Below are 21,781 nucleotides of genomic sequence, written 5' to 3'. Positions count from 1 at the left end.
CGTCGTTGACCCCGTCACCGACCATCGCGACCGTACGGCCCTCCTCCTGAAGCCGCCGGACGACGTCGGCCTTGTCCTGCGGCATGACCTCGGCGGTCACCTCGTCGATGCCGACCTCGGCGGCCACGGCCTCGGCCACGGCGCGGTTGTCGCCGGTCAGCAGGATCGGCGTCAGGCCCAGCGCGCGCAGCCGCCGGACGGCCTCGGCACTCGTCCCCTTCACCGCGTCGGCGACCTCCAGCACCGCCCGCGCCTCGCCGTCCCAGGCCACCGCGACCGCCGTACGCCCCGCGGCCTCGGCCGCCTTCTTCGCCCGGGCCAGGCCCGCGGGCAGCGGCATCGACCAGGAGTCGAGCAGCTTCTCCCGGCCGACGAGCACCGCGTGACCGTCCACGACGCCCTGCACACCGAGACCGGGGGCGTTGGCGAAGTCCTCCGGCACGGGCAGCGCGCCGACCCGCTCGGCCGCGCCCGTGGCGATCGCCCGCGCGAGGGGATGCTCCGAGGCGTGCTCCAGCGCGCCCGCGAGCCGCAGCGCCTCGGCCTCCGCCGTGCCCTCGGCGGTGTGCACCTTCAGCAGCGTCATCCGGCCGGTGGTGACCGTGCCCGTCTTGTCCAGCACGATCGTGTCGGCCCTGCGCGTGGTCTCCAGCACCTCGGGCCCCTTGATGAGGATGCCGAGCTGCGCGCCCCGGCCCGTACCGACCATCAGCGCGGTCGGCGTCGCGAGCCCCAGGGCGCAGGGGCAGGCGATGATCAGCACGGCCACGGCGGCCGTGAACGCGGCCGTCAGGCCCGCGCCGCTGATCAGCCAGAAGGCCAGCGTGCCGAGCGCGAGGACGATGACCACGGGAACGAAGACCGCGGAGATCCGGTCGGCGAGCCGCTGCGCGGCCGCCTTGCCGTTCTGGGCGTCCGCCACCAGCTCGGCCATGCGGGCCAGCTGGGTGTCCGCGCCGACGCGGGTCGCCGCCACGACGAGCCGCCCGCCGGCGTTGAGCGTCGCGCCGGTGACGCCGTCGCCCACCCCCACCTCGACCGGCACGGACTCACCGGTGAGCATCGAGGCGTCCACGGCGGACGTGCCCTCGACGACGGTGCCGTCCGTGGCGATCTTCTCGCCGGGCCGGACGACGAAGTGGTCGCCGACCACGAGGTCCTCGGCAGGGATCAGCTCCTCGCGGCCGCCGCGGAGCACGGTCACCTCCTTGGCGCCCAGCTCCAGCAGCGCCTTGAGAGCGGCTCCCGCCTTGCGCTTGGAGCGGGCCTCGAAGTAGCGCCCGGCCAGGATGAACGCCGTCACTCCCGCGGCCGCTTCGAGATAGATGTTCTCCGCGCCGTCGCCGCGCGCGATGGTCAGCTCGAAGGGGTGCGTCATGCCCGGCATGCCCGCGCTGCCGAAGAACAGCGCCCACAGCGACCACAGGAACGCGGCGGAGGTGCCCACCGAGATCAGGGTGTCCATGGTCGCCGCGCCGTGCCGGGCGTTGGTGAAGGCGGCACGGTGGAAGGGCCAGGCGGCGTAGGTGACGACGGGGGCGGTCAGGGTCAGGGACAGCCACTGCCAGTACGTGAACTGCCAGGCCGGCACCATCGCCAGCACGACCACGGGCACGGCGAGCACCACGGCGGTGAGAAGCCGCTGCCGCAGCGTGCGCAGCTCGCCGCCCGGGTCGTCCGCCTCGTCCGGTCCGGTCCTGCGCGGGGGCCGGGGCACGGCGGCGGTATAGCCGGTGGCCTCCACCGTGGCGACGAGGTCGGCGACGGTGAGGTCCTGGCGGTAGGTGACCTTGGCCTTCTCGGTGGCGTAGTTGACGGTGGCCTCCACGCCGTCCATGCGGTTGAGCTTCTTCTCGACGCGCGCGGCGCACGAGGCGCAGGTCATCCCGCCGATGGTGAGTTCGACCTGGGTGGCCGTGGTGCTCATTGCCGACTCCTGAGGCTGAGGTGATACCCCCTGGGGGTATCTGACACCGTCATGTATACCCCCGGGGTGTATGGCAGGGCAAGGGGTGCGGAGGAGAGTGGGTGGATACGGGGCGGGGGTATCCCCTGGTGACTGGATGGCGCGCATCCCAGCCCGTGCCGGGCACCCATTCAGCTCGTCCGGCGTCTGAGGACAACGCGGCCGAGCCGTGTTGCTGGGGGTCTGGGGGCTTGCCCCCTCACGCGGCGGAGCCGCACATCAGACGCAGCCGGGAAGGGGCGGGGCTGGGGAACAAACAGCCCGTGGGGCACCTCCCAGCGGTAGCTGGGGGAGTGTGAGGACGCTCCCCCAGACTTCGTCCGGGGGACCCCCAAGGCCGCTCCCGCCGCGGGCGGCAACGACCCGCCCGGCCAAGCGCGGCGACCCGCACCCCATTCGAGGAACCGCCGCCAACGGTTACGGCTGAAGCCCCCCGAGCCGCCCCTCCAGCAGAACCAGCAGCTCCCCGAGCGTCTCCGAGAGCCGCTCGCGCCGCTCGTCGCCGAGCCCGTCCAGCAGCGTGCTCTCGTAGGCGAGCTGGCGGGGGATCAGGCGGTCGATGAGGTCCGCGCCCGCGTCCGTGAGGGAGAGGTGGGCCACGCGCCGGTCGCGCTCGTCGGCGCGTCGGGTGACGAGGCCGCGGTCCTCCAGCACGCGCAGCCGCTTGGTGACCGCGGCCCCCGAGGCGAAGGTCTCCCGCGCGATCTGACCGGGCGACAGCTCCCTGCCCGTCCGCCGCAGCGTGCCGAGGATGTCGAACTCCGGGCGCGTCAGCCCCTCCCGCACCAGCGGCGCGTCCGTCGCCTGCGCGAGCAGTGCCGCGCAGCGGTTGAGCCTGCCGATCACGGCCATCGGCGCGGTGTCGAGTCCGGGGTGGACCTGCTGCCACTGGCGCAGCACGCGCGCGACGACGTCCTCGGTCACGGTGGGGGTTCCTTTCGGCCGGGTGCTCCGGAACAAGATTCTGCCGTCCCGCCGCGGCCGCCCGGTGCCGGGGCCGGGCCGCCGGCTATGCCGCGGCCGTGGCCAGGCTCCGGACGAGCGCGGTCAGGGTGTGGTGGCCGTCGCGCTCGGCACGCTCCACCCGTTCGTGGGGGAGTGGCGGGAGCGGGCGCCGCCGCCACTCGCCGGCCGCCGCGTCCGCCGTCTCCCGCAACTCCACGAGCGCGGTCGCGAGCCGGTCGCGGGCCCGGCCCGCTTCGTGGGCGGAGTGCGGGGCGTCCAGCAGGGCGTGGGCCGCGTCCCGCGCCTCGGCGACCCGGTCCACCGCGGCGTCGACCCGGTCCGCCGAGCGCCGGTCGGTGACCAGCACGCAGGCGAGCAGTCCGATCACCGCGCCGACGAGCGTATCCGCCCAGCGGTCACCGACGAGCCGGCCCGCGGGGTGGCTGCCCGCGAGTTCACCGAGCAGCAGGGACATCGGGGTGACGCAGACGGCCGCGAGCGCGTAGTTGCGGGCGATGAGCGCCTCGGCGCCGAACTGGAAGACGATCGACATCAACACCATGGCGAGGGCCCCCGTCCGGGCCACGGGCAGCAGCGCGGTGAAGAGCAGCAGCCCCAGGAAGTTGCCGAGGACGCGTTGGACGGCGCGCTGCCAGGACAGCACGGAATTCGCCTGAAGGACGGACGCGACTGTCACCACCGCCCAGTACGGATGGCCGATCCCCGCCGCCTCCGCCGCCCAGCCCGCGAGCACGCCCCCGGCCAGGACCCGGGCCCCGGCGGTCAGCAGCGGCGAACCGGGCCGCAGCCGGTCGAGCGCGGTGGGCCCGCCGGACGGGCTCACGCGGGGGGAGCCGCCGCCGGTGATGTCGCCGGGCAGCGCGCGCCCCTTGCGCAGGTCCCGGGCCCACGCGTCGAAGAGCTCCGCCTCCGCGCCGGGGCCGCCCGCGCCCGCCGCCTCGGCCCGTACGAGCAGGGATTCCAGCCCGGCGAGCGCACCGGCCCGGCGCGAAGGCGTGCGGCGCAGCTCCGCGCGCGCCGCACCCGCCAGGGCGATCACGGCGTGCCGGGCGCGCGGGGCGGCCTTAGCGTCCGCGCGCAGCAGCCGGGCGGCGGCCTCCAGGGCGCGGGCCGTGGCGATGCGCTCCGGGCCGTGCGGCCGCACAAGTCCGGGGGCCATGCAGATCAGCCACGCGAGCGCGCCGCCGGCCAGGACGAGCCCGACGTGGCAGGGCACCTCGCCCGGCCGCTGCGGCACGAAGCACGCGGTGGAGCTGACGAAGGTGAGGACGATGCTGCCCGGAGGGCCGGCCCGGAACGCGTCGCACAGCGTCTTCTGCGCCGCCGCCAGCGCCGCCGCGACCACGACCAGCAGCGCGACGGAGCCCGTCAGCGCCGCCGCCGTCAGCGCCACCGCCACCCCGGCGGCCATGCCGAGCACCACCCCGGCGAGCGCGCGGGCTCGTGCCGCGTACGGCCTGGCGTGGCCGTACAGCGCGCAGAGCGCTCCGGCCGAGGTGTAGAGCGCGAGGTCGAGGCGGTCGGTGGCGAGCAGGACGCCGTCGGGGACCGCGATCGCGGCGACCGCGCTGAAGGCGGGCTTGTGCCAGATGTCCCCGGCGCGGTTCAGCCGGATCGTGTCGCGCAGGGGGAAGCGGCGAAGGGTCAGTTCGGGCATGCCAAAAAGATTAGCAAGTGTTTTACTCGAAAAATAACCCCATCGCGCGGGCCCTGCACTCCGTCGGTGTCCCCCACGCGGAACGCAGGGCACGGGCCTTGCCCAGCCACAGCGACAGGTCGTACTCCGCCGTGTAGCCGAGCGCTCCGTGCAGCTGGAGCGCGGTGCGGGCCGCCGCGTACGCCACGTCGCAGGCGGTGGCCTTCGCCGCGGCGACCTCGGCCGGTGCGCTCCGCGCGCCCGTCGCGAGCGCGACCGCCGCGCCGAAGAGCAGTGGCCTGGCGAACTCCAGGCCCACGAGGGTGTCCGCCAGCCGGTGCTTGACCGCCTGGAACGCGCCGACCGGCGAGCCGAACTGGGTGCGCTGCCGCACGTACGCCACCGTGCGCTCCAGCAGCGCGTACCCCACGCCGAGCGACTGCGCGGCGACCGCGAACGCCGCGAGGTCCGCCGCGTACGCCGCCGCCTCCCGCACGGCCGGGCCCGCGGCCAGCACCTCGCCGCCGCCGTCCGGCAGGGCGAGCCGTCGCGCGGGATCGAGCGACGGCCGTACGGGCCCATGGCCGGTGACCAGGCGCAGGGCGTCCGGTGCCACGGTCAGGACCGCGTCGCACGCGTCCGCGTCCAGCGCGTACGGGCCGCCACCGGGCAGCGTCAGGGTGAGCCGCGCCGCGCCGGTGCGGACGCGGGGGAGCCAGGCATCGGCGGGGGCGGTCTCGCCGCGCCCGGCCAGGCGGGAGAGGAGCGCGGCCGCCGCGACGGTCTCGACGTAGGGGCCGGGCGCCGCGTGGCGTCCCAACTCGGTGAAGGCGACGGCGAGTTCGACAGGGAGCGTGCCCGAACCGCCGTACGCCTGCGGTGTGGCCAGCCCGAAGACGCCCATGTCCGCCACCCGGCCCCACAGCCTCAGCCCCGGCCCGTGCTCGCCGCGGGCCCACGCGCGGACGGCCGACGGCGTGCCGGCCTCCTTGAGCATGCGCGCGAGAGCGTGCTGGAAGTCGAGTTGCGCGGTGTCGAGCGAAAGTCTCACGCCAGGTCCTCTCGCCGGAGGAGGGTGCCGGGGGTCATGCGGGCGCCGGCGGTCATGCCCGCCGGCGCCCGCGGGGCAGGCCCAGCAGGCGCTCGGCCACCACGTCCCGCTGGATCTCGTTCGTCCCCGCGTAGATCGGCCCCGCCAGCGCGAAGACGTAGCCCTCCGCCCACGTGCTCTCCGCCAACTCGCCCTCCGGGCCCAGCAGATCGAGTGCCGTCTCGTGCAGCGCGAGGTCCAGCTCGGACCAGAAGATCTTGTTGAGGCTGCTCTCTGCTCCGAGCGGGCCCCCGGCGGCCGGCCGCTCCGCGTGGGCGTAGGTGAACAGCTGGTACGCCCGCGCCCTGATGGCCGCGTCCGCCACCTGCTCCCGGAGTGCCGTGTCGGCCGGATCGGCCGTCTCGCGCCACAGGGCCGCCAGCCGGCGCGCGGTGGCGAGGAAGCGGCCGGGGCTGCGCAGGGTCAGCCCGCGTTCGTTGCCCGCGGTGCTCATCGCGACGCCCCAGCCCTGCCCGGGCTCGCCGATCACATCCGTGTCCGGCACGAACACGTCGTCGAGGGAGATCTCCGCGAAGGCCGGTTTCCCGTCGAGGCGGCCGATCGGACGCACCGTCACACCGTCCGCGTCCAGCGGGAACATCACGTACGTCAGCCCGTGGTGCGGTGGCCGGTCCGGGGCGGCGTGGCTGCGGAACAGCCCGAAGGCCCGGTCGGCGAAGGCCGCGCGCGACGACCAGGTCTTCCGGCCGCGCAGCACCCAGCCGCCCCGCTCGGGCACCGCGACCGACCGCAGGGCCGCGAGGTCCGAGCCCGCCTCGGGCTCGGACCACGCCTGCGCCCAGACCGTCTCGCCGCTCGCCATCGACGGCAGTACGCGGGCGCGTTGTTCCTCCGTGCCATGGGCGAAGAGGGTGGGGGCGAGCAGGCCGATGCCGTTCTGGGCGACCCGGCCGGGGGCGCCCGCCGCGTGGTACTCCTCCTCGAAGAGCAGCCACTCCAGCAGCGAACGGTCCCGGCCGCCGTACGCCGCGGGCCAGGAGACCACCGACCAGCGATCGGCCGCCAGCTCGCGTTCCCACGCCCGGTGTTCGGCGAACCCCTCCCGGGTCTCCAGCGAGCGCAGGGGAGTGCCCGGCACATGCGCGGCGAGCCACGCGCGGGCCTCGGCGCGGAACTCCTCCTCCTGTGCCGTCAGGTCCAGGTCCATCAGGCGCCGCGCTCCTTGGCCTTCATCGCCCCGATGTCCATGCCGCCGAGCGGATCGCCGCCGGTCTCGGCGTTGTGGGCGTGGGCGAGGTGATGGAGGGCGAAGGCCGCGTCGAGACCGCTGTGCAGCCCCTGGAGGTCCTCGGCCTGGTTCACGGCCCGCTTCGCGAGGGCGAGGCCCATGCGGGGCATCGCGGCGATCCGGGAGGCCAACTCCCGTGTTCTCGCTGAGAGTTCCTCACACGGCACCACATGGTTGACCATGCCGATCTCGTACGCGCGCCGGGCGCTCATCCGGTCGCCCGTATAGAGGAACTCCTTGGCGACGCGCGGCGGCATCACCCACGGATGGGCGAAATACTCGACACCGGGAATGCCCATCCGCACGACCGGATCGGCGAAGAACGCGTCCTCGCTCGCCACGATCAGGTCGCACACCCACGCCAGCATCAACCCGCCCGCCACACAGGCACCTTGGACCGACGCGATGACGGGCTTGGGCAGCTCGCGCCACCGTCGGCACATGCCGAGATAGACCTCGGACTCGCGGGCGAAGCGGCTGTCCGCGCCCGCCTTGTCGGAGTGGTCCCACCACAGGCCCGCCCGGTGCGCGTGCGGGAGATGGGCGTCGCGCTCCGGGGTGCCGATGTCATGGCCCGCGGAGAAGTGCTCACCGGCCCCGGCGAGGATCACGACCCCGACCCTGTCGTCCCTCGCGGCCTGCTGGAAGGCGTCGTCGAGGGCGTAAGTCATCGCCGAATTCTGCGCGTTGCGGTATCGCGGCCGGTTCATCGTGACCGTCGCGACCGGGCCCTTCCGCTCGTAACGCACTGCCGGGTCAGTGGACATGCCCATCCTTCCCTAACAAGTGTTTGGTAGGTTAACGTACGCCCATGAGCAGCGTCGAGGAGTCCCGCACCGCCTCCCGGCCCGTACCGCCGCCCTATCTCCCCGGCCACGAACTGCTGTCGGGCCGCACCGCCGTCATCACCGCCGCCGCCGGCACCGGCATCGGTGGCGCCACCGCGCGGCGGTTCCTCGAAGAGGGCGCCCGCGTCGTGCTCGGCGACGCCCACGCCCGCAGGCTCCGGGCGACCGTCGCCGCGCTGTGCGACAGCTTCGGCGCCCGGCAGGTCGCCGGACTGCCCTGCGACGTCACCGACGAGGCCCAGGTCACCGCCCTGTTCGAGCTCGCCGAGGAACGCCACGGCGCGCTCGACATCGTCGTCAACAACGCGGGCCTCGGCGGCACCGCCGATCTGGTGGACATGACCGACGAGCAGTGGGACAAGGTCGTCGACACCTCCCTGAATGGCACCTTCCGCTGCACCCGCGCCGCCCTGCGCCGGATGCGCGCCACGGGCACCGGGGGCGTCGTCGTCAACAACGCCTCCGTCGTCGGCTGGCGCGCCCAGCGCGGGCAGGCCCACTACGCCGCCGCCAAGGCGGGCGTCATGGCCCTCACCCGCTGCGCGGCCGTCGAGGCCGCGGCCTACGGCGTACGCGTCAACGCGGTCGCGCCCAGCCTCGCCATGCACCCCCACCTCGCCAAGGTCACCACCCCCGAGCTGCTCGCCGAGCTCACCGCGCGCGAGCCCTTCGGCCGCCCCGCGGAGCCCTGGGAAGTGGCCAACGTCATCGTCTTCCTCGCCAGCGGCTACTCCTCGTACATGACGGGGGAGACGGTCTCCGTCAGCGGCCAGCGCGCGTGACCGAGAATGACCCCGTGCCCAACAGCAAGCAGACCACCGCTCACCCCGCCGCCCCCGAGCGGCGCCGCGAACTCCTCGCCACCGCCGCCGAGGTGTTCGCCGCCCACGGCTACAACGCCACCACCGTCCGCCGGATCGCCGACGAGGCGGGGCTGCTCGCGGGCAGCCTCTACTACCACTTCGACTCCAAGGAGTCGATGCTCGACGAGATCCTCTCCACCTTCCTGGCCGAGCTCTGGGCCGGCTACGACGCCGTGCTCGCCGCCGGCCTCGGCCCCCGCGAGACGCTGGAGGCCCTCGTCACCGAGTCCTTCCGCGAGATCGACCGGCACCGCCCCGCCGTCGCCATCTACCAGAGGGAGTCCCGCTACCTCGCCGCCCGGCCCCGCTTCGCCTATCTCGCCGAATCGCGGCGCCGGTTCGAGAAGGCGTGGCTCGGCACCCTGCGGCGCGGCGTCGCCGAGGGGGTGTTCCGCGCCGACCTCGATGCCCGGCTCACCTACCGCTTCCTGCGCGACACCGTGTGGGTCGCCGCGTCCTGGTACCGGCCGGGCGGGCACCACACGCCCGAGGAGATCGCCCACCAGTACCTGTCGATGATCCTGGACGGCATCACCGTTCCGGACTGACGGAACATCAAGGAGCGGACATGGCCGAGGCATACATCGTCGAAGCGGTGCGCACCCCCGTCGGCCGTCGGGGCGGCGGGCTCTCCGCCGCCCACCCCGCCGACCTCGGCGCCCATGTGCTGCGCGCCCTGATGGACCGTACGGGCGTGGACCCGGCCGCCGTCGACGACGTCGTCCTCGGCTGCCTCGACGCGGTCGGCCCGCAGGCCGGTGACATCGCCCGCACGAGCTGGCTGGCCGCGGGCCTGCCCGAGGAGGTGCCCGGCGTCACCGTCGACCGGCAGTGCGGCTCCGGGCAGCAGGCCGTCCACTTCGCCGCCCAGGCCGTGCTCTCCGGCACCCAGGACCTCGTCGTCGCGGGCGGCGTGCAGAACATGTCGCAGATCCCCATCGCCTACGCCTCCCGCCGCGCCGCCGAACCGCTCGGGCTCGCCGACGGCCCGTACGCCGGGTCGGACGGCTGGCGGGCCCGCTACGGCGACCGGCCCGTCAACCAGTTCCACGGCGCCGAGATGATCGCCGAACAGTGGGGCATCAGCCGCGCGGCCATGGAGGAATTCGCGCTGCGCTCGCACCGGCGGGCCGTGCGCGCCGCCGACGAGGGGCGCTTCGACCGCGAACTCGTCCCCTGGGGAAGCGTCGTCGCCGACGAGGGCCCGCGCCGCGACACGACCGCGGCGAAGATGGCCGCGCTCCCGCCGGTCCTCACCGGCGGTACGCTCACCGCCGCCCTCTCCTCCCAGATCTCGGACGGCGCGGCCGCCGTCCTCATCGCGAACGACCGTGCGCTGAGGGACCACGGGCTCACGCCTCGGGCCCGCGTCCACCATCTGTCCGTACGGGCCGAGGACCCCATCCGGATGCTGTCCGCGCCGATCCCCGCGACGGCCCGCGCTCTGAAGCGGGCCGGGCTGGCGATGGATGCCATCGATCTGGTCGAGATCAACGAGGCGTTCGCCTCCGTGGTCCTGGCGTGGCTCCAGGAGACGGGCGCGGACCCGGACCGGGTCAATGTCAACGGGGGCGCGATCGCTCTGGGGCATCCGCTGGGGGCGACGGGGGCCCGGCTGCTGACGACGTTGCTGGGCGAGCTGGAACGGCGGGGCGGGCGATACGGGCTGCTGACGATGTGCGAGGGCGGGGGACAGGCGAATGTGACGATCGTGGAGCGGCTGTAGGTGGCCGGGCTGGGGGCCGCTCAACGGTCGTGGTGGAAGCCCAGCAGATGCCGGAATCTGGCGTTACTGGGCTCTGCGGCCTGCTCGCCGACGGTCGCCGCCCAACGCCGGCACGTGACGTTCACGAACGCCTCGACCGATCTCGGCTCCGCGTGCCGCCAACTGGTGAACTCGCCGAGCCAGGCGAGCGCGTCAGCGGGCGCCTGCCCGCATTCCATGAGGCGCACGGCCGTATACGCCGGGTCGGCCCATGCGGGGCCTGTCGCGGGCATGGCCCAGTCCACGATGCGGGCGTTGCCGTGGCGTTTGTCGATCAGGATGTTGTGCGGATTCGTGTCCGTGTGGAGCAACGCGGTTCCCCTCAGGGACTCGGCCTCACCGGGCAGCAGGTACGGCGTGAACCGGTCGACGAAGGGCGGAGCGGGGAAGGCGGAACCACTGAACGCCTGCATGTGTTGCAGAGCGGACGCCACGGCTGCCAGGTCACTCGTTCCGGGGCCGAGGTCGGCGTGCCGGCCGTCGACGAACGCGAAGGCGAGACAGGACCACCCGCTGACCCGGAAGCGGTGCAGCACCGTGGGGCTGACGTCTTGCACCACACCGTTGATGCGGGCCTCGTGGTCGAGTGCCGCGACGGCTGCCTCGTGGGTTTCGCGCACCCCCTTGAGGAACAGGCGTTCGCCGCGTCGCGTGGTCAGGACAAGGGCAGCGGCGCAGTTGAGCCCCTCGGCGACGATCTCCGACGCGATCACCTGCCCCGCACGTTCCTCCACCGCGCCGCGCAGTCCGGCGGGGAGCGCTTCCCAGCTGACTCGTTCGATCACGGGTACTCCTGTCAAGGCAAGGAAAAAGGAGGGGGCACCGCCCGGTGCCCCTTCCCGCTTTCGGCGTTACGACTGTGTCGTGCCACACCTACGGCAGCGGTTGGCTCCGCTCCACTCCACCCATTCGTGGTCGCATTCGTCGTTGCTCGGCGTGTGCCACATGACGAACTCCCTGTGAATCGGGTTTCGTTCCCCTTGAAGACCCGCCCGGCCTTCTTCAGCCACGAGGATGGCCGGGCGGGCGTCTTACCCGCTCCTCTCCGGGGATGATCAACCTTGGAGGAGCGGAGCCTGCCCGCCGGAGTGCGGGAGGAAGAACGGGGGTGTGGGCATCAGACGCTCCGGGGTCCGAGTCCGAGAGTGGCGCGCTCTTCGGTGGTGGCCAGTCGGACGGCGCGCTTGTCGGCGGTCCACTCGGGCGGGCCGCCCTTCGCCCCTTTGAGGGTGTACCGCTCGCCGTCGAAAGCGACGCTGACGCCGATGCGGTTGGTGGACGTGTCCATCACGAGCGCGCCGGATCGGTAGCCGGTCCAAGGGTCGGCGGACACGATCACTCCTCTCTGTACTGCTTTTCCTGACGGCGGTGTTCAGCGTGTCCTACAGTCGCCCTGTCTTCAACTTGCGAGGATTGCTCGGAGAGTTGGGAGCAAGGATGGTGAACCGTAAGGACCTGGACCCCGAGGGGTCGCCCGGTGCGCGCTTCGGCCAGCGGTTGCGTGCGCTGCGGGACGAGCGTGGTTGGACGCAGGATGAGCTGGGCGAGCGGATGGGGTTCTCCGGGACGCACATTTCTGCCGTCGAAACTGGTCGACGTCCCCCAACTCCCCGGTTCTCGAAGAGAGCGGACCGGGCGTTGGGGACGGGTGACAGGCTTGAACGTCAGAGCCGTGCTGTGCGCCACACGGCACTGATTGAAGGATTCCCGGAGTACGTGGCGCACGAAGCGCGCGCCGCTGAGATCAGGCTGTACGAGGTGGGCGTCATCCCTGGTCTGCTTCAGACGCCGGAGTATGCGGCGACGCTGGAAGCGGATGCAGTGCGGAGGGAGGCGATCACTCCCGAACAAGCCGACGAGCGTGTGAATCTGGTGGTGAGTCGGCAAGCCGCCCTTGCGCGATCGCCGTCGCCTCTGATCTTCGCGGTACTTGACGAAGGGTGCATCCGGCGGCCAATGGGGTCCCTCGCGGTCATGGATGCACAGTTCGAGCGCTTGCTTGAGTTCGCCGAGATGCCGAACACCGTGTTGCAGGTCGCCCCCTTCTCCATGGGGGCGCGCAGGCCGTTCAGCTTGCCCGTCACCGTGCTCACGATGCCGGACCGGTCGCTGATGTCCTACGCCGAGTCCACACATCGGGGTCATCTCGAAAGGGAAAGGGTGTTCGTCCTCTCCATGTTGGCGGCCTACCATCAGTTGCAGGCCGACGCCCTCTCTCAGGCGGAGTCTGTGGCCTTGATCAAGCAGGTACGAAAGGGCAGACCGTGACCGATTCCCCCCGTTGGTTCAAATCGTCCCACAGCGGTAATGGCGGCCAGTGCATAGAGGTCGCTACCAACCTTGTCGCCTCGCGCGACGTGGTCCCCGTCCGTGACTCCAAAAATCCTCACAAGCCCCTGCTCACCTTTCCGTCCGGCGCCTGGTCCTCCTTCGTGACCAGCGTCAAAGACGCAGCGGAGCTGGGTCTGTAGCCGCCGGTCGGCCCCGGCCCGCCGCGAGCGGGCCGGGGCTCGCGGATGGCGGCCGGTCCGTTTCACCGTCCCGAGGCCAAGGACGCCAGCACCTCCGACGCCTCCGACACCACCCGCTCCACCAACTCCCCGCACGACGGGAGGTCGTCGATCACGCCCGCCACCTGCCCAGAAGCCATCACCCCCACATCCGTCCGGCCGTCCACCATCGCCGCCCTCAGCAACATCGGCGTGCTCGCGGCCAGCAGCACCTGGCTCCACGTCAGCTCCGCACCGCGCCGCATCGCCACCCCCTCCCGGAGCAGCCGCACCGGCCCCAGCCCCGACACCTCGCGGAAGGCGAAAGCGTGCCGCGCGGCCCGTACGAGCGTGGCCGCACGCCCCGAGCGTTCCAGTGCCGTGACGAAGGGGGTGCGCAGCATCCGGTGGGGGAGGCCGTCGACCTTCGTGGTCACCGTGATGTCCGTGACGGACGCGGCGAGGTACGCGGCCTTCACCGCCTGCGGGACCGGGCTGTCGGAGGTGAGGAGGAAGCGCGTGCCCATGGCGACCCCGGCCGCCCCGAAGGCCAGTGCCGCCGCCAGGCCACGCCCGTCGTGGAAGCCGCCCGCCGCGATCACCGGGATGCCGACGGCGTCCACGACCTGCGGCAGCAGGACCGTCGTCGCGACCTGGCCCGTATGGCCGCCGCCCTCGGCGCCCTGCACCACGACCGCGTCCGCGCCCCACGCCGCGACCTTCTCGGCGTGCCGCCGCGCGCCCACCGAGGGGATGACGACGACACCGGCGTCCTTGAGGCGGGCGATCAGCTCCCGCGAGGGCGCGAGAGCGAAGGAGGCGACGCGCACCTCCTCGTCGATGATCAGGGATACGCGCTCGGCCGCGTCCCCGGCGTCCGCGCGGAGGTTGACGCCGAAGGGCTGGTCCGTGCGCGAGCGCACCTCCTTGATCGCGCCCCGCAGCTGATCGAGCGTCATGGTCGCGGAGGCGAGGATGCCCAGCGCCCCCGCGTTCGCCGAGGCCGACACCAGGCGGGGCCCCGCCACCCAGCCCATGCCGGTCTGGACGACCGGGTGCCGGACGCCCGTCAGCTCGGTGAGCGCGGTCCTCATGTCCGCACCTCCTTCTCCCGCAGGGCCTGCGGGTCGAGGGTGTCGCGGATCAGGCGCAGTTCCTCGGCGGTCGGGGCGCGGGTGCGCGGCGCGTGGTCGGGCATGTCGAGCGGGAAGCCCGTGGCGGCCCGCAGTTCCTCGGCGGTGACGCCGGGGTGCAGGGAGCGCACCCGCATCGTGCGGTCCGGCGTCTCGAAGTCGAGTACGGCCAGGTCGGTGACGACGCGGCGGATACCGTGGAAGCGCGTGGCGGACGGGCCGGCGGCGGCCGCCCGGTCGTAGCCGACACCGCAGACCATGTCGACCTTCTCGACCAGGACCCGGGGGGAGTGCCGGGGGATCCAGTAACTGGTCGGATGGTTCAGGGTGTTGGCCGGGGCGCCGCGCACGCCGAGAAGCTGCCGGGTGGGCCGCACCCAGTCGCCGACGCACGAGATGTTCTGGTTGCCGTGCCGGTCGAGCTGGCTCGCGCCCATCATCACATGCCGTCTGCCGCCGGTGACCAGCGCGAGATGGCGGCGGAACGGCAGCCACCCCTCGACGGCCGTGGCGGGCTCGCCCAGCGCGGGCACGTCGGCGACCAGCATCGCCTCGCCGTCCGTCAGCAGCAGGTCCGGCGCGAAGGTCAGCCGCGCGAGCCGCGCGCCGATCGTCGGCACCACGCCCATCGGGCCGGCCAGGATCTCGCCGTCGCCGCGCCACGCCTCGGCGCACGCCACGACACAGACCTCGGCCCTGGTCGCCGTCACGCCGCCGCCCCCTTGAAGTCCGCGACGGCCACGCGGTAGGCGTCCTCGTCGCCCGAGAGGAAGCGGCCGGTGAACTCCCGCCATCTCACCGGGTCGGCGGCCGCCTCGGCGTACGCGGCCTGGAACACCTCGTCCCGGTCGTAGTCGGGCACGCAGGAGGTGAAGTGCGCGCCGCCCGGTGCCTCGACGACGCCGTTGACGCACGCCCGCTGCACCAGCAGCGTCTGCGGCCCGCCCGCCGCCGCGAACTCCGCGCTGTCGACGACGCGTTCGCAGGAGACGTACGCCTCCCGCGCCGCCTCGCAGAAGAGGTCGTCGAAGTACGGATCGGGGCCCAGGTACTGCGCGTTGCCGCGCGCGTCGGCCCGGTTGAGGTGCACCAGCGCGGCGTCCAGCGTCAGCGCGGGCACCGCGACGTACTCCTCGCCGTCCTCGTACGGTGAAGTGACCGTGCGCAGGCCAGGGTTGACCGTCATCACGTCGGAGCCGAGACCGGCCCGTACGGGCAGGAACGACAGCCGGTGCGCGGCCGCCGTCAGCCCCCACATGAACATCGCCTCGTCCAGCTCCGTCAGCTCGATCTCCCCGCGCTGCCGGGCGGTCCGGAAGTGCGGTTCGAGGGGGATGGAGTCCAGCGTGGCGAAGGGGGCGACGAGCCTGCGGATCCGCCCGGCCGCCGCCAGCAGGCCCACGTCGGGGCCGCCGCAGGACACGACGGTGAGTTCGCCGACGCCCGCCCGCAACAGGGCCCGGACCAGCGCCATCGGCTTGCGGCGCGAGCCCCAGCCGCCGATGCCGACCGTCATCCCGCTCTCCAGACGGGCGACGGCCTCGTCCGCGGTCATCCTCTTGTCGGCGGTCATGACTGCCGCTCCTTCCCCGCCCCGCCCTGGACGAAGGCGTCCCGTCGCCGGTCCGCGAGTCCGCTCAGACCGGCCTCGAAGGTGAAGCTCTGCTCGTAGCGGTAGCTGCGGCGGACATCGACCGGGTCGATGCCGTTGATGGCGGCCTTGGCCATGCGCAGCAGCGTGCCGTCCTTGGCGGCGATCTCCCTCGCCAACTCCATCGCCGCGCCGGGGAGTTCCTCACGGGGCACGACCTTCCACACGGCGCCGTGCCGGTGCAGCTCCTCGGCGGTGACCGTGCGTGAGGTGTAGTAGAGCGTGCGCATCAGGTGCTGCGGCACCAGCCGGGAGAGGTGGGTGGCGGCGCCCAGCGCGCCGCGGTCCAGCTCGGGCAGGCCGAAGGTCGCGTCGTCGGAGGCGACGACGGCGTCGGCGTTGCCGACGAGGCCGATGCCGCCGCCCAGGCAGAAGCCCCGCACGGCGGCCACGACGGGGACCTCGCAGTCGTAGACGGCCGAGAAGGCCGCCGCGCAGCCGTGGTTGGCGCCGATCAGGGCCGCGCCGCCGGGGGAGCGCTGGATCTCCTTGAGGTCGACGCCGGCGTTGAAGCCGCGCCCGGCGGCGCCGAGGACCACGCAGCGGACCGCTGGATCGCTGCCCGCCGCGCGGACGGCGGCGGCGAGGTCGTACCAGCCGCGCACGGGCAGGGCGTTGACGGGAGGGAAGTCCACGGTGACGACGGCCACGGCGGATTCGGGGCGGGAGGTGGAGACACCCATCAGAGGATCAGCTACCTTTCCACCAAACGTTTGTTAGGTGTGAAGGTAGCAGCGGGCAGGCCGGCGCGGGAGGTGCGAAATGGGCGGCGCCGAGGGAGCGTCGGACCGGGTCGTCGTCGTCACCGGCGGGACGCGCGGCGTCGGCGCGGGCATCGCGCGGGCGTTCCTGGACACCGGGGCGAGGGTGGTCGTCTGCGCCCGCAGACCCCCCGAGCGGCCGGTCGCGACGGAGCGCGGCAGCGCCCGCTTCCTGCCGGTGGACCTCCGGGACGCCGACGGCGTACGGGCCTTCTTCGCCCGGCTCGACGCGGCGTACGGGCGGCTGGACGTGCTGGTCAACAACGCCGGGGGCACGCCCTTCCAGCCCCTCGGCGAAGGAGCGGACGAACGGCACGTCCGCGTCCTTGGCCTCAACCTCCTCGCTCCGCTGACCGCGTCGCTCGCCGCGTACCGCCTCATGCGCCGGCAGCCGGAGGGCGGCTGCGTCCTCATGACCGGCAGCGTGAGCGGCACCCGCCCCTCGCCCGGCACCGCCGCCTACGGCGCGGCCAAGGCGGGACTCGAGAACCTCGCCCGCACCATGGCCGTCGAATGGGCGCCCGCGATCCGGGTCAACACCCTCGTCCTCGGCATGGTCCGCACCGCCTCGGCACGCCTCCACTACGGCGACGAGGACGGCATCGCCGCCGTCGCCCGGACGGTGCCCGCCGGGCGGCTCGCCGAGCCCGGCGAGATCGGCGCCGCGGCCGTCTTCCTCGCCTCCGCCGACGCCGCCTACATCACGGGCGCGAGCCTGCTCGTCCACGGCGGCGGGGAACGCCCCGCCTTCCTCGACGCCGCTTCCGCCCACCACGAGGAGCGCTGACATGCCCCAAGGACCCACCGGAAGCTGCGCGGGCCGCGTCGCCGTCGTCACCGGCGCCGGCCGCGGCCTCGGCCGCGCGCACGCGCTCGCCCTCGCCGCGGAGGGGGCCAAGGTCGTCGTCAACGACCTGGGGGTGGGGCTCGACGGGCACGGCGGCTCGGCGGACCCCGCCCGGCACGTCGCCGAAGAGATCACCGCGCGCGGCGGCGAAGCGGTCGCGCACCACGGCGACATCGCCACCGACGGGGGCGCCGCGTCCCTCGTCGCGACCGCCCTGGACACCTACGGGAGGCTCGACGCGCTCGTCAACAACGCCGGATTCCTGCGCGACCGCATGCTCGTCAACCTCGGCGAGGACGACTGGGACGCGGTCGTACGCGTCCACCTCAAGGGCCACTTCCTGCCACTCAGGCACGCCGCCGCGCACTGGCGCGCCGAGACGAAGGCCGGCCGCAGGCCCGTGGCGCGCGTCGTCAACACCACCTCCGGGGCGGGGCTGCTGGGCAGCGTGGGACAGGCCAACTACGCCGCCGCCAAGGCCGGCATCGTCGCCCTCACCCTCGTCGCCGCCGCCGAACTCGCCCGCTACGGCGTCCAGGTCAACGCCATCGCCCCAGCCGCCCGCACCCGCATGACCGAGCGGACCTTCGCCGGCACGATGGCCGCGCCCCCGGCCGGCTTCGACGCGATGGCCCCCGCCAACGTCTCCCCGCTGGTGGTCTGGCTGGCCTCACCCGGCTCCGCGGACGTCAGCGGCCACGTCTTCGAGGCCGACGGCGGCCGCATCACGGTGCTGGAGGGCTGGCACCCGGGCCCGACGGCCGACAAGGGCGCCCTCCGGTCCCCGCGGGAGGCGGGGGAGACGGTACGCGAACTGCTGAAGGGAGCACGCCCGCCGGGGGCGGTCTACGGGGCGGGGTAGGGCCGGCGCTCCGGCTACGACACCACGTCCTTCCCCCGGAAGTGTCGGAACGCGAAGGCGAAGAGCACCAGCGCGTACGACACCGACACCGCCGTGCCCTTGATCATGCCCGACCACTCCAGGTGCGGCTGGAGCGCGTCCGCCCAGGCGAACTGCCAGTGCGCGGGCAGGAAGTCGCGCCAGTGCCCGAGTGCCGTCACCGCGTCCAGGACATTGCCCACGATGGTCAGACCCACCGCGCCGCCCACCGCGCCCAGCGGCGCGTCCGTGACGGTCGACAGCCAGAACGCGAGCCCGGCCGTCACCAGCTGCCCGACGAAGATGTACGCGACGACAACCGCGAGCCGCACGGCCGCCGTGTCACCGGGCAGCGCGCCGCCCGTGGGGATCTGGAGCGGCCCCCAGCCGTACGCCGCCGTGCCCGCGGCCAGGGCCACCACCGGCAGCAGCACCATCGCGGCCGCGCTGAACCCCAGCGCCACGGCCAGCTTGCTCAGCAGCAGCCGGGCCCGCGGCACCGGCGCCGCCAGCAGATAGCGCAGTGACGACCAGCTCGCCTCGGATGCCACCGCGTCACCGCAGAACAGCGCCACCGGCACCACCAGCAGGAAGCCCGCCGAGACGAAGAGGCACGTCGCCGTGAAATTGACGCCGGAGGAGGTCGCCGTGTCGATCAGCGTCACCCTGCCGTCCCGCCCGCTCGGCTGCCCGCCGATCGCGAAGGCCGCGATCAGGACGAACGGCAGCACGGCCAGGACCGCCCCGACCACGAGCGTGCGCCGGCGCCGCAACTGCCGCATCGCCTCGACCCGCAGCGGCAGCGTGTGCCGCGCGCGGTAACCCGGCGCGGCCTCCGGGGCGATGTCCGTCGCCGTGCTCATGCGGAGCCTCCGATCAGGGTCAGGAACGCGTCCTCCAGGCGGCGGTGCGGACCCACGCGCTCCACCGGGACCTCCAGCCGGACCAGCTCCGCCAGCAGCGCCGCCGGGCTCAACCCGTCGAGCTCCACCAGCAGCCCCTCGTCCGTCCGCACCGCGGACGCCACGCCCGGCAGCGCCGCCACCTTCTCGGCGACGGCCTCCGTCGGCCCGCCCTCGACGCCGACCAGCAGCGTGTCGCCCGAGCCGACGATCTCCGCGACGGGACCGGCCGTGACCAGCCGCCCGCGGTCCATCACCACCAGGTGCGTACAGCTCTGCTCGACCTCGGCGAGGAGGTGGCTGGAGACGATGACCGTGCGCCCGGCCGCCGCGTAGCGGATCATCACCTCGCGCATCTCCCGGATCTGCGGCGGGTCGAGACCGTTGGTCGGCTCGTCCAGGATCAGCAGCTCCGGCAGGCCGAGCATGGCCTGCGCGATCGCGAGCCGCTGCCGCATGCCCTGGGAGTACGTCCGCACGGCGCGCTCCAGCGCGGAACCCAGCCCGGCGATCTCCAGGGCCTCGTCGATACGGGCGTCCTCGGCCGGGCGGCCGGTGGCCTGCCAGTACAGATCGAGATTGGCCCGCCCGGACAGGTGGGGCAGGAAACCGGCGCCCTCCACGAACGCCCCCACCCGGGACAGCACCGGCGCGCCCGGCCGGATCGCGTGCCCGAAGACCCGCACCTCGCCACCGTCGGGCCGGATGAGGCCCATGAGCATCCGCAGGGTCGTGGTCTTGCCCGCGCCGTTCGGGCCGAGCAGACCGAGCACCTGCCCCCGCTCCACCCGGAAGGACAGGTCGCGGACGGCATAGCGGTCGGCGGACTTGGCATACCGCTTGCTCAAGTCCGTGATCTGCAACGGCACCTCGGCGAGCGCCGGATCGGGCGCGGGCACGGCCACGCGCCGCCGCCCGGTCAGCAGCACGGCCGCCGCGACGACCGCACCGGCCGCCGGCAGCCCCCACGTCCACCACGGCAGCGCGGCCGAAGCGGTCCGCACCTCCGGCGCCGTCGGCACGCTCAGCCCGCCGCCCTCCAGGGCGACGGTGTAGGTCGCGGGCTGCGCGGGTGAGGCGTAGGCCAGGTCCGTGGCGGCGAGCACGAGGCGCATCCGGTGCCCGGCCTCGAAGGTGTGGTCGATGGCGGGCAGCCGCAGCTCGACGGTCCTGCCGCCCTTGGCGTCGGTCACCCGCGCGGGCGCGACGAGCTGCGCGGGCAGCACCTGCTGCCCGTTCGGCCCCACGTCGTAGACCTTGGCGAAGAGGACCGCCTCCCCGGAGTCCGAGGTGACCTTCGCCTTCACCGTCGGCGAGCCGGTCACCCGCACGCCCTCCGTGAGCCGCGCGGATTCGAAGCGGGCGTACTGACCGGGGAAGTCCAGCGACAGCCCCACCCCCAGCCCCGACAGCTGCGACACCGCGCCGATCCCCGGCAGTGCGGAGATCGCCGGAGGCGTGGCACCGGCCGGATTGCCGAACGACTGCGGACGGCCGGTCAGCGGGACCGTGCGCGCGTCGTTGCGCAGCCCCGGATAGCGGTCCGCGCTCGCGCCGCGCACCTGTGCCTTGCCGTCGGTGGTGTCGATGCCACCGGTCCTGCTGACCCGGAACGCCGGTCCTGTGTCCGCGCTCTTGTCGTCCTTGAGGTAGCGGTCGAACCACGCGCGCGTGCGCTGCTGGAGGCGACCGGTCTCGCTCATGCCGCCGTCGTGCCCGCCCGCGATCCAGTCGACGGAGACGGGCGCGCCGTTGTGGGCGATGGCCCTGGCCGCGGCGTCGGACTGGTCGAGCGGGAACAGCGAGTCCCCCTGCCCCTGGACCAGCAGCGTGGGCACCTTGACGCGGTCGCCGACGGCGGACGGGCTGCGGCGCTCCAGCAGTTCGCGCGCCTGCGCGTCAGGCTTCCCGGCGACGGCCACCCGCTCGTACATCTCGCACAGAGCCGGCTCGAAGCCGCCGCAGCCGCCCTGCGGCGCGGAGGGCGGGGCCTGGGCACCTGCGCCGGGACCGGCCGTGACCGGGCCGCCGGTGGAGCCGGTGGTGAAGAAGATGCCGGCCCAGAGCTTCTTGAAGACCCCGGGATCCCGGCTCGCGTCCCCGGGCTCGTCGACGACATCGTTCGGGAAGAGCGAGTCGGCGAGATTCCAGTAGGTGATCTGCGGGGCGATCGCGTCGACCCGCTTGTCGTACCCGGCCGCGAGGAGGGAGACCGCGCCGCCGTAGGAACCGCCCGCGATCCCGACCCTCGGGTCACCCGCCTTGTCCAGCTTCACCTCGGGCCGCCTGGCCAGCCAGTCGATGAGCCGGCTCACGTCGGCGACTTCGTGGTCCGGGTCGTTCAGCCCGATCCGGCCGCTGGACCTGCCGAAACCCCGAGCGGACCACGTCAGCACCGCGTAGCCGTCACGCGCCAGATCCTCCGCCTGGCCGCGCAGATCCTCCTTGCTGCCCCCGAAACCGTGCGCGAGCAGCACGGCGGGCCTGCGCCCGGTGTCACCGGCCGTGAAGTACGACATGTCGATCCGGACCTTGTCACCGCTGCCCGGCGACTCGGGCACGCTCAGGAACCCGTCCTCGCGGTGCACCGAGGGTCCGCCGCCCGTGGCCGAAGCCGCCGTCCAGGTGCCGGCCCCGGCCAGTACGGCACCGACGGCCGCGGCGGCGAACAGCCGCCGGCGCCGCCGGGGGAATCGCAGTCTCATGCGGTGATGCTATGCGCAGGCACTGACACC

21 protein-coding genes are annotated in these 21,781 nt (G+C 73.5%); 7 read left to right on the top strand and 14 right to left on the bottom strand.

Annotated features, from left to right (window positions below; genetic code table 11):
• From ACH427_RS12735 to ACH427_RS12710, 6 genes are all read right to left on the bottom strand, one after another.
• Positions 1-1,927, bottom strand: a 1,927-nt coding sequence (locus ACH427_RS12735; protein ID WP_398869451.1) for a heavy metal translocating P-type ATPase, incomplete at its 3' end; no start/stop codon positions are given.
• Positions 1,928-2,383: 456 nt separating this feature from the next.
• Complete coding sequence (locus tag ACH427_RS12730) at positions 2,384-2,890, bottom strand: MarR family winged helix-turn-helix transcriptional regulator (protein ID WP_398869450.1); 507 nt, start codon at positions 2,888-2,890, stop codon at positions 2,384-2,386.
• Positions 2,891-2,975: 85 nt separating this feature from the next.
• Positions 2,976-4,589 (bottom strand): FUSC family protein, encoded by a 1,614-nt coding sequence (locus tag ACH427_RS12725; protein WP_398869449.1) that lies wholly within the window; start codon positions 4,587-4,589, stop codon positions 2,976-2,978.
• Between the two features lie 22 nt (positions 4,590-4,611).
• Positions 4,612-5,619 carry an acyl-CoA dehydrogenase family protein gene (locus ACH427_RS12720; protein WP_398869448.1) on the bottom strand — a complete coding sequence of 336 codons (1,008 nt, stop codon included), beginning with the start codon at positions 5,617-5,619 and terminating at the stop codon, positions 4,612-4,614.
• 52 nt (positions 5,620-5,671) lie between these two features.
• Positions 5,672-6,826, bottom strand: coding sequence for an acyl-CoA dehydrogenase family protein (locus tag ACH427_RS12715; protein ID WP_398869447.1), 1,155 nt, complete (start codon positions 6,824-6,826; stop codon positions 5,672-5,674).
• Positions 6,826-7,674: an enoyl-CoA hydratase gene (locus ACH427_RS12710; protein ID WP_398869446.1), complete on the bottom strand. Its 849-nt coding sequence runs from the start codon at positions 7,672-7,674 to the stop codon at positions 6,826-6,828. The genes ACH427_RS12715 and ACH427_RS12710 overlap by 1 nt, the downstream gene beginning before the upstream one ends.
• A 44-nt stretch (positions 7,675-7,718) precedes the next feature.
• On the opposite strand from ACH427_RS12710, the gene ACH427_RS12705 reads away from it, so the two are divergent.
• The 3 genes from ACH427_RS12705 to ACH427_RS12695 are packed head-to-tail and all read left to right on the top strand — an operon-like array spanning position 7,719 to position 10,344.
• Complete coding sequence (locus ACH427_RS12705) at positions 7,719-8,537, top strand: SDR family oxidoreductase (RefSeq protein WP_398869445.1); 819 nt, start codon at positions 7,719-7,721, stop codon at positions 8,535-8,537.
• Positions 8,538-8,551: 14 nt separating this feature from the next.
• On the top strand, positions 8,552-9,166 hold the full coding sequence (locus ACH427_RS12700) for a TetR/AcrR family transcriptional regulator (RefSeq protein ID WP_398869444.1): 615 nt from the start codon (positions 8,552-8,554) through the stop codon (positions 9,164-9,166).
• Between the two features lie 20 nt (positions 9,167-9,186).
• Entirely contained in the window at positions 9,187-10,344 is a 1,158-nt protein-coding gene (locus ACH427_RS12695) for an acetyl-CoA C-acetyltransferase (protein WP_398869443.1), read from the top strand.
• 20 nt (positions 10,345-10,364) lie between these two features.
• Here ACH427_RS12695 and ACH427_RS12690 read toward each other — a convergent pair whose 3' ends face one another.
• On the bottom strand, positions 10,365-11,168 hold the full coding sequence (locus ACH427_RS12690) for a phosphotransferase (RefSeq protein ID WP_398869442.1): 804 nt from the start codon (positions 11,166-11,168) through the stop codon (positions 10,365-10,367).
• A gap of 332 nt (positions 11,169-11,500) precedes the next feature.
• Positions 11,501-11,716, bottom strand: a complete 216-nt coding sequence (locus ACH427_RS12685) for a hypothetical protein (RefSeq protein ID WP_398869441.1) — start codon at positions 11,714-11,716, stop codon at positions 11,501-11,503.
• A gap of 104 nt (positions 11,717-11,820) precedes the next feature.
• Here ACH427_RS12685 and ACH427_RS12680 point away from each other — a divergent pair, with 104 nt between their 5' ends.
• Positions 11,821-12,651 (top strand): helix-turn-helix domain-containing protein, encoded by an 831-nt coding sequence (locus tag ACH427_RS12680; RefSeq protein WP_398869439.1) that lies wholly within the window; start codon positions 11,821-11,823, stop codon positions 12,649-12,651.
• Complete coding sequence (locus tag ACH427_RS12675; protein WP_398869438.1) at positions 12,648-12,854, top strand: DUF397 domain-containing protein; 207 nt, start codon at positions 12,648-12,650, stop codon at positions 12,852-12,854. The genes ACH427_RS12680 and ACH427_RS12675 overlap by 4 nt, the downstream gene beginning before the upstream one ends.
• A 62-nt stretch (positions 12,855-12,916) precedes the next feature.
• Here ACH427_RS12675 and ACH427_RS12670 read toward each other — a convergent pair whose 3' ends face one another.
• The 4 genes from ACH427_RS12670 to ACH427_RS12655 are packed head-to-tail and all read right to left on the bottom strand — an operon-like array spanning position 12,917 to position 16,339.
• Positions 12,917-13,966, bottom strand: a complete 1,050-nt coding sequence (locus ACH427_RS12670; RefSeq protein WP_398869437.1) for an NAD(P)H-dependent flavin oxidoreductase — start codon at positions 13,964-13,966, stop codon at positions 12,917-12,919.
• Positions 13,963-14,715, bottom strand: a complete 753-nt coding sequence (locus ACH427_RS12665) for a CoA-transferase subunit beta (RefSeq protein ID WP_398869436.1) — start codon at positions 14,713-14,715, stop codon at positions 13,963-13,965. The genes ACH427_RS12670 and ACH427_RS12665 overlap by 4 nt, the downstream gene beginning before the upstream one ends.
• Complete coding sequence (locus tag ACH427_RS12660) at positions 14,712-15,578, bottom strand: CoA transferase subunit A (protein ID WP_398869435.1); 867 nt, start codon at positions 15,576-15,578, stop codon at positions 14,712-14,714. Before ACH427_RS12660 ends, ACH427_RS12665 begins: the two co-directional genes overlap by 4 nt.
• Complete coding sequence (locus ACH427_RS12655) at positions 15,575-16,339, bottom strand: enoyl-CoA hydratase family protein (RefSeq protein ID WP_398869434.1); 765 nt, start codon at positions 16,337-16,339, stop codon at positions 15,575-15,577. Before ACH427_RS12655 ends, ACH427_RS12660 begins: the two co-directional genes overlap by 4 nt.
• A gap of 79 nt (positions 16,340-16,418) precedes the next feature.
• On the opposite strand from ACH427_RS12655, the gene ACH427_RS12650 reads away from it, so the two are divergent.
• Complete coding sequence (locus ACH427_RS12650; RefSeq protein ID WP_398869433.1) at positions 16,419-17,204, top strand: SDR family oxidoreductase; 786 nt, start codon at positions 16,419-16,421, stop codon at positions 17,202-17,204.
• 1 nt (position 17,205) lies between these two features.
• Positions 17,206-18,126: an SDR family oxidoreductase gene (locus tag ACH427_RS12645; protein ID WP_398869432.1), complete on the top strand. Its 921-nt coding sequence runs from the start codon at positions 17,206-17,208 to the stop codon at positions 18,124-18,126.
• A gap of 14 nt (positions 18,127-18,140) precedes the next feature.
• Here ACH427_RS12645 and ACH427_RS12640 read toward each other — a convergent pair whose 3' ends face one another.
• Positions 18,141-19,007: an ABC transporter permease gene (locus ACH427_RS12640; RefSeq protein ID WP_398869431.1), complete on the bottom strand. Its 867-nt coding sequence runs from the start codon at positions 19,005-19,007 to the stop codon at positions 18,141-18,143.
• On the bottom strand, positions 19,004-21,751 hold the full coding sequence (locus ACH427_RS12635; protein WP_398869430.1) for an alpha/beta fold hydrolase: 2,748 nt from the start codon (positions 21,749-21,751) through the stop codon (positions 19,004-19,006). Before ACH427_RS12635 ends, ACH427_RS12640 begins: the two co-directional genes overlap by 4 nt.
• Between the last annotated feature and the right edge of the window lie 30 nt (positions 21,752-21,781).

The sequence above is a fragment of the Streptomyces sp. NPDC020379 genome (genome assembly GCF_044387105.1).
Classification (GTDB): domain Bacteria; phylum Actinomycetota; class Actinomycetes; order Streptomycetales; family Streptomycetaceae; genus Streptomyces.
The sequence above is the reverse complement of the archived record's forward strand: the minus strand, read 5'-3'. Positions and strand labels throughout refer to the sequence as shown.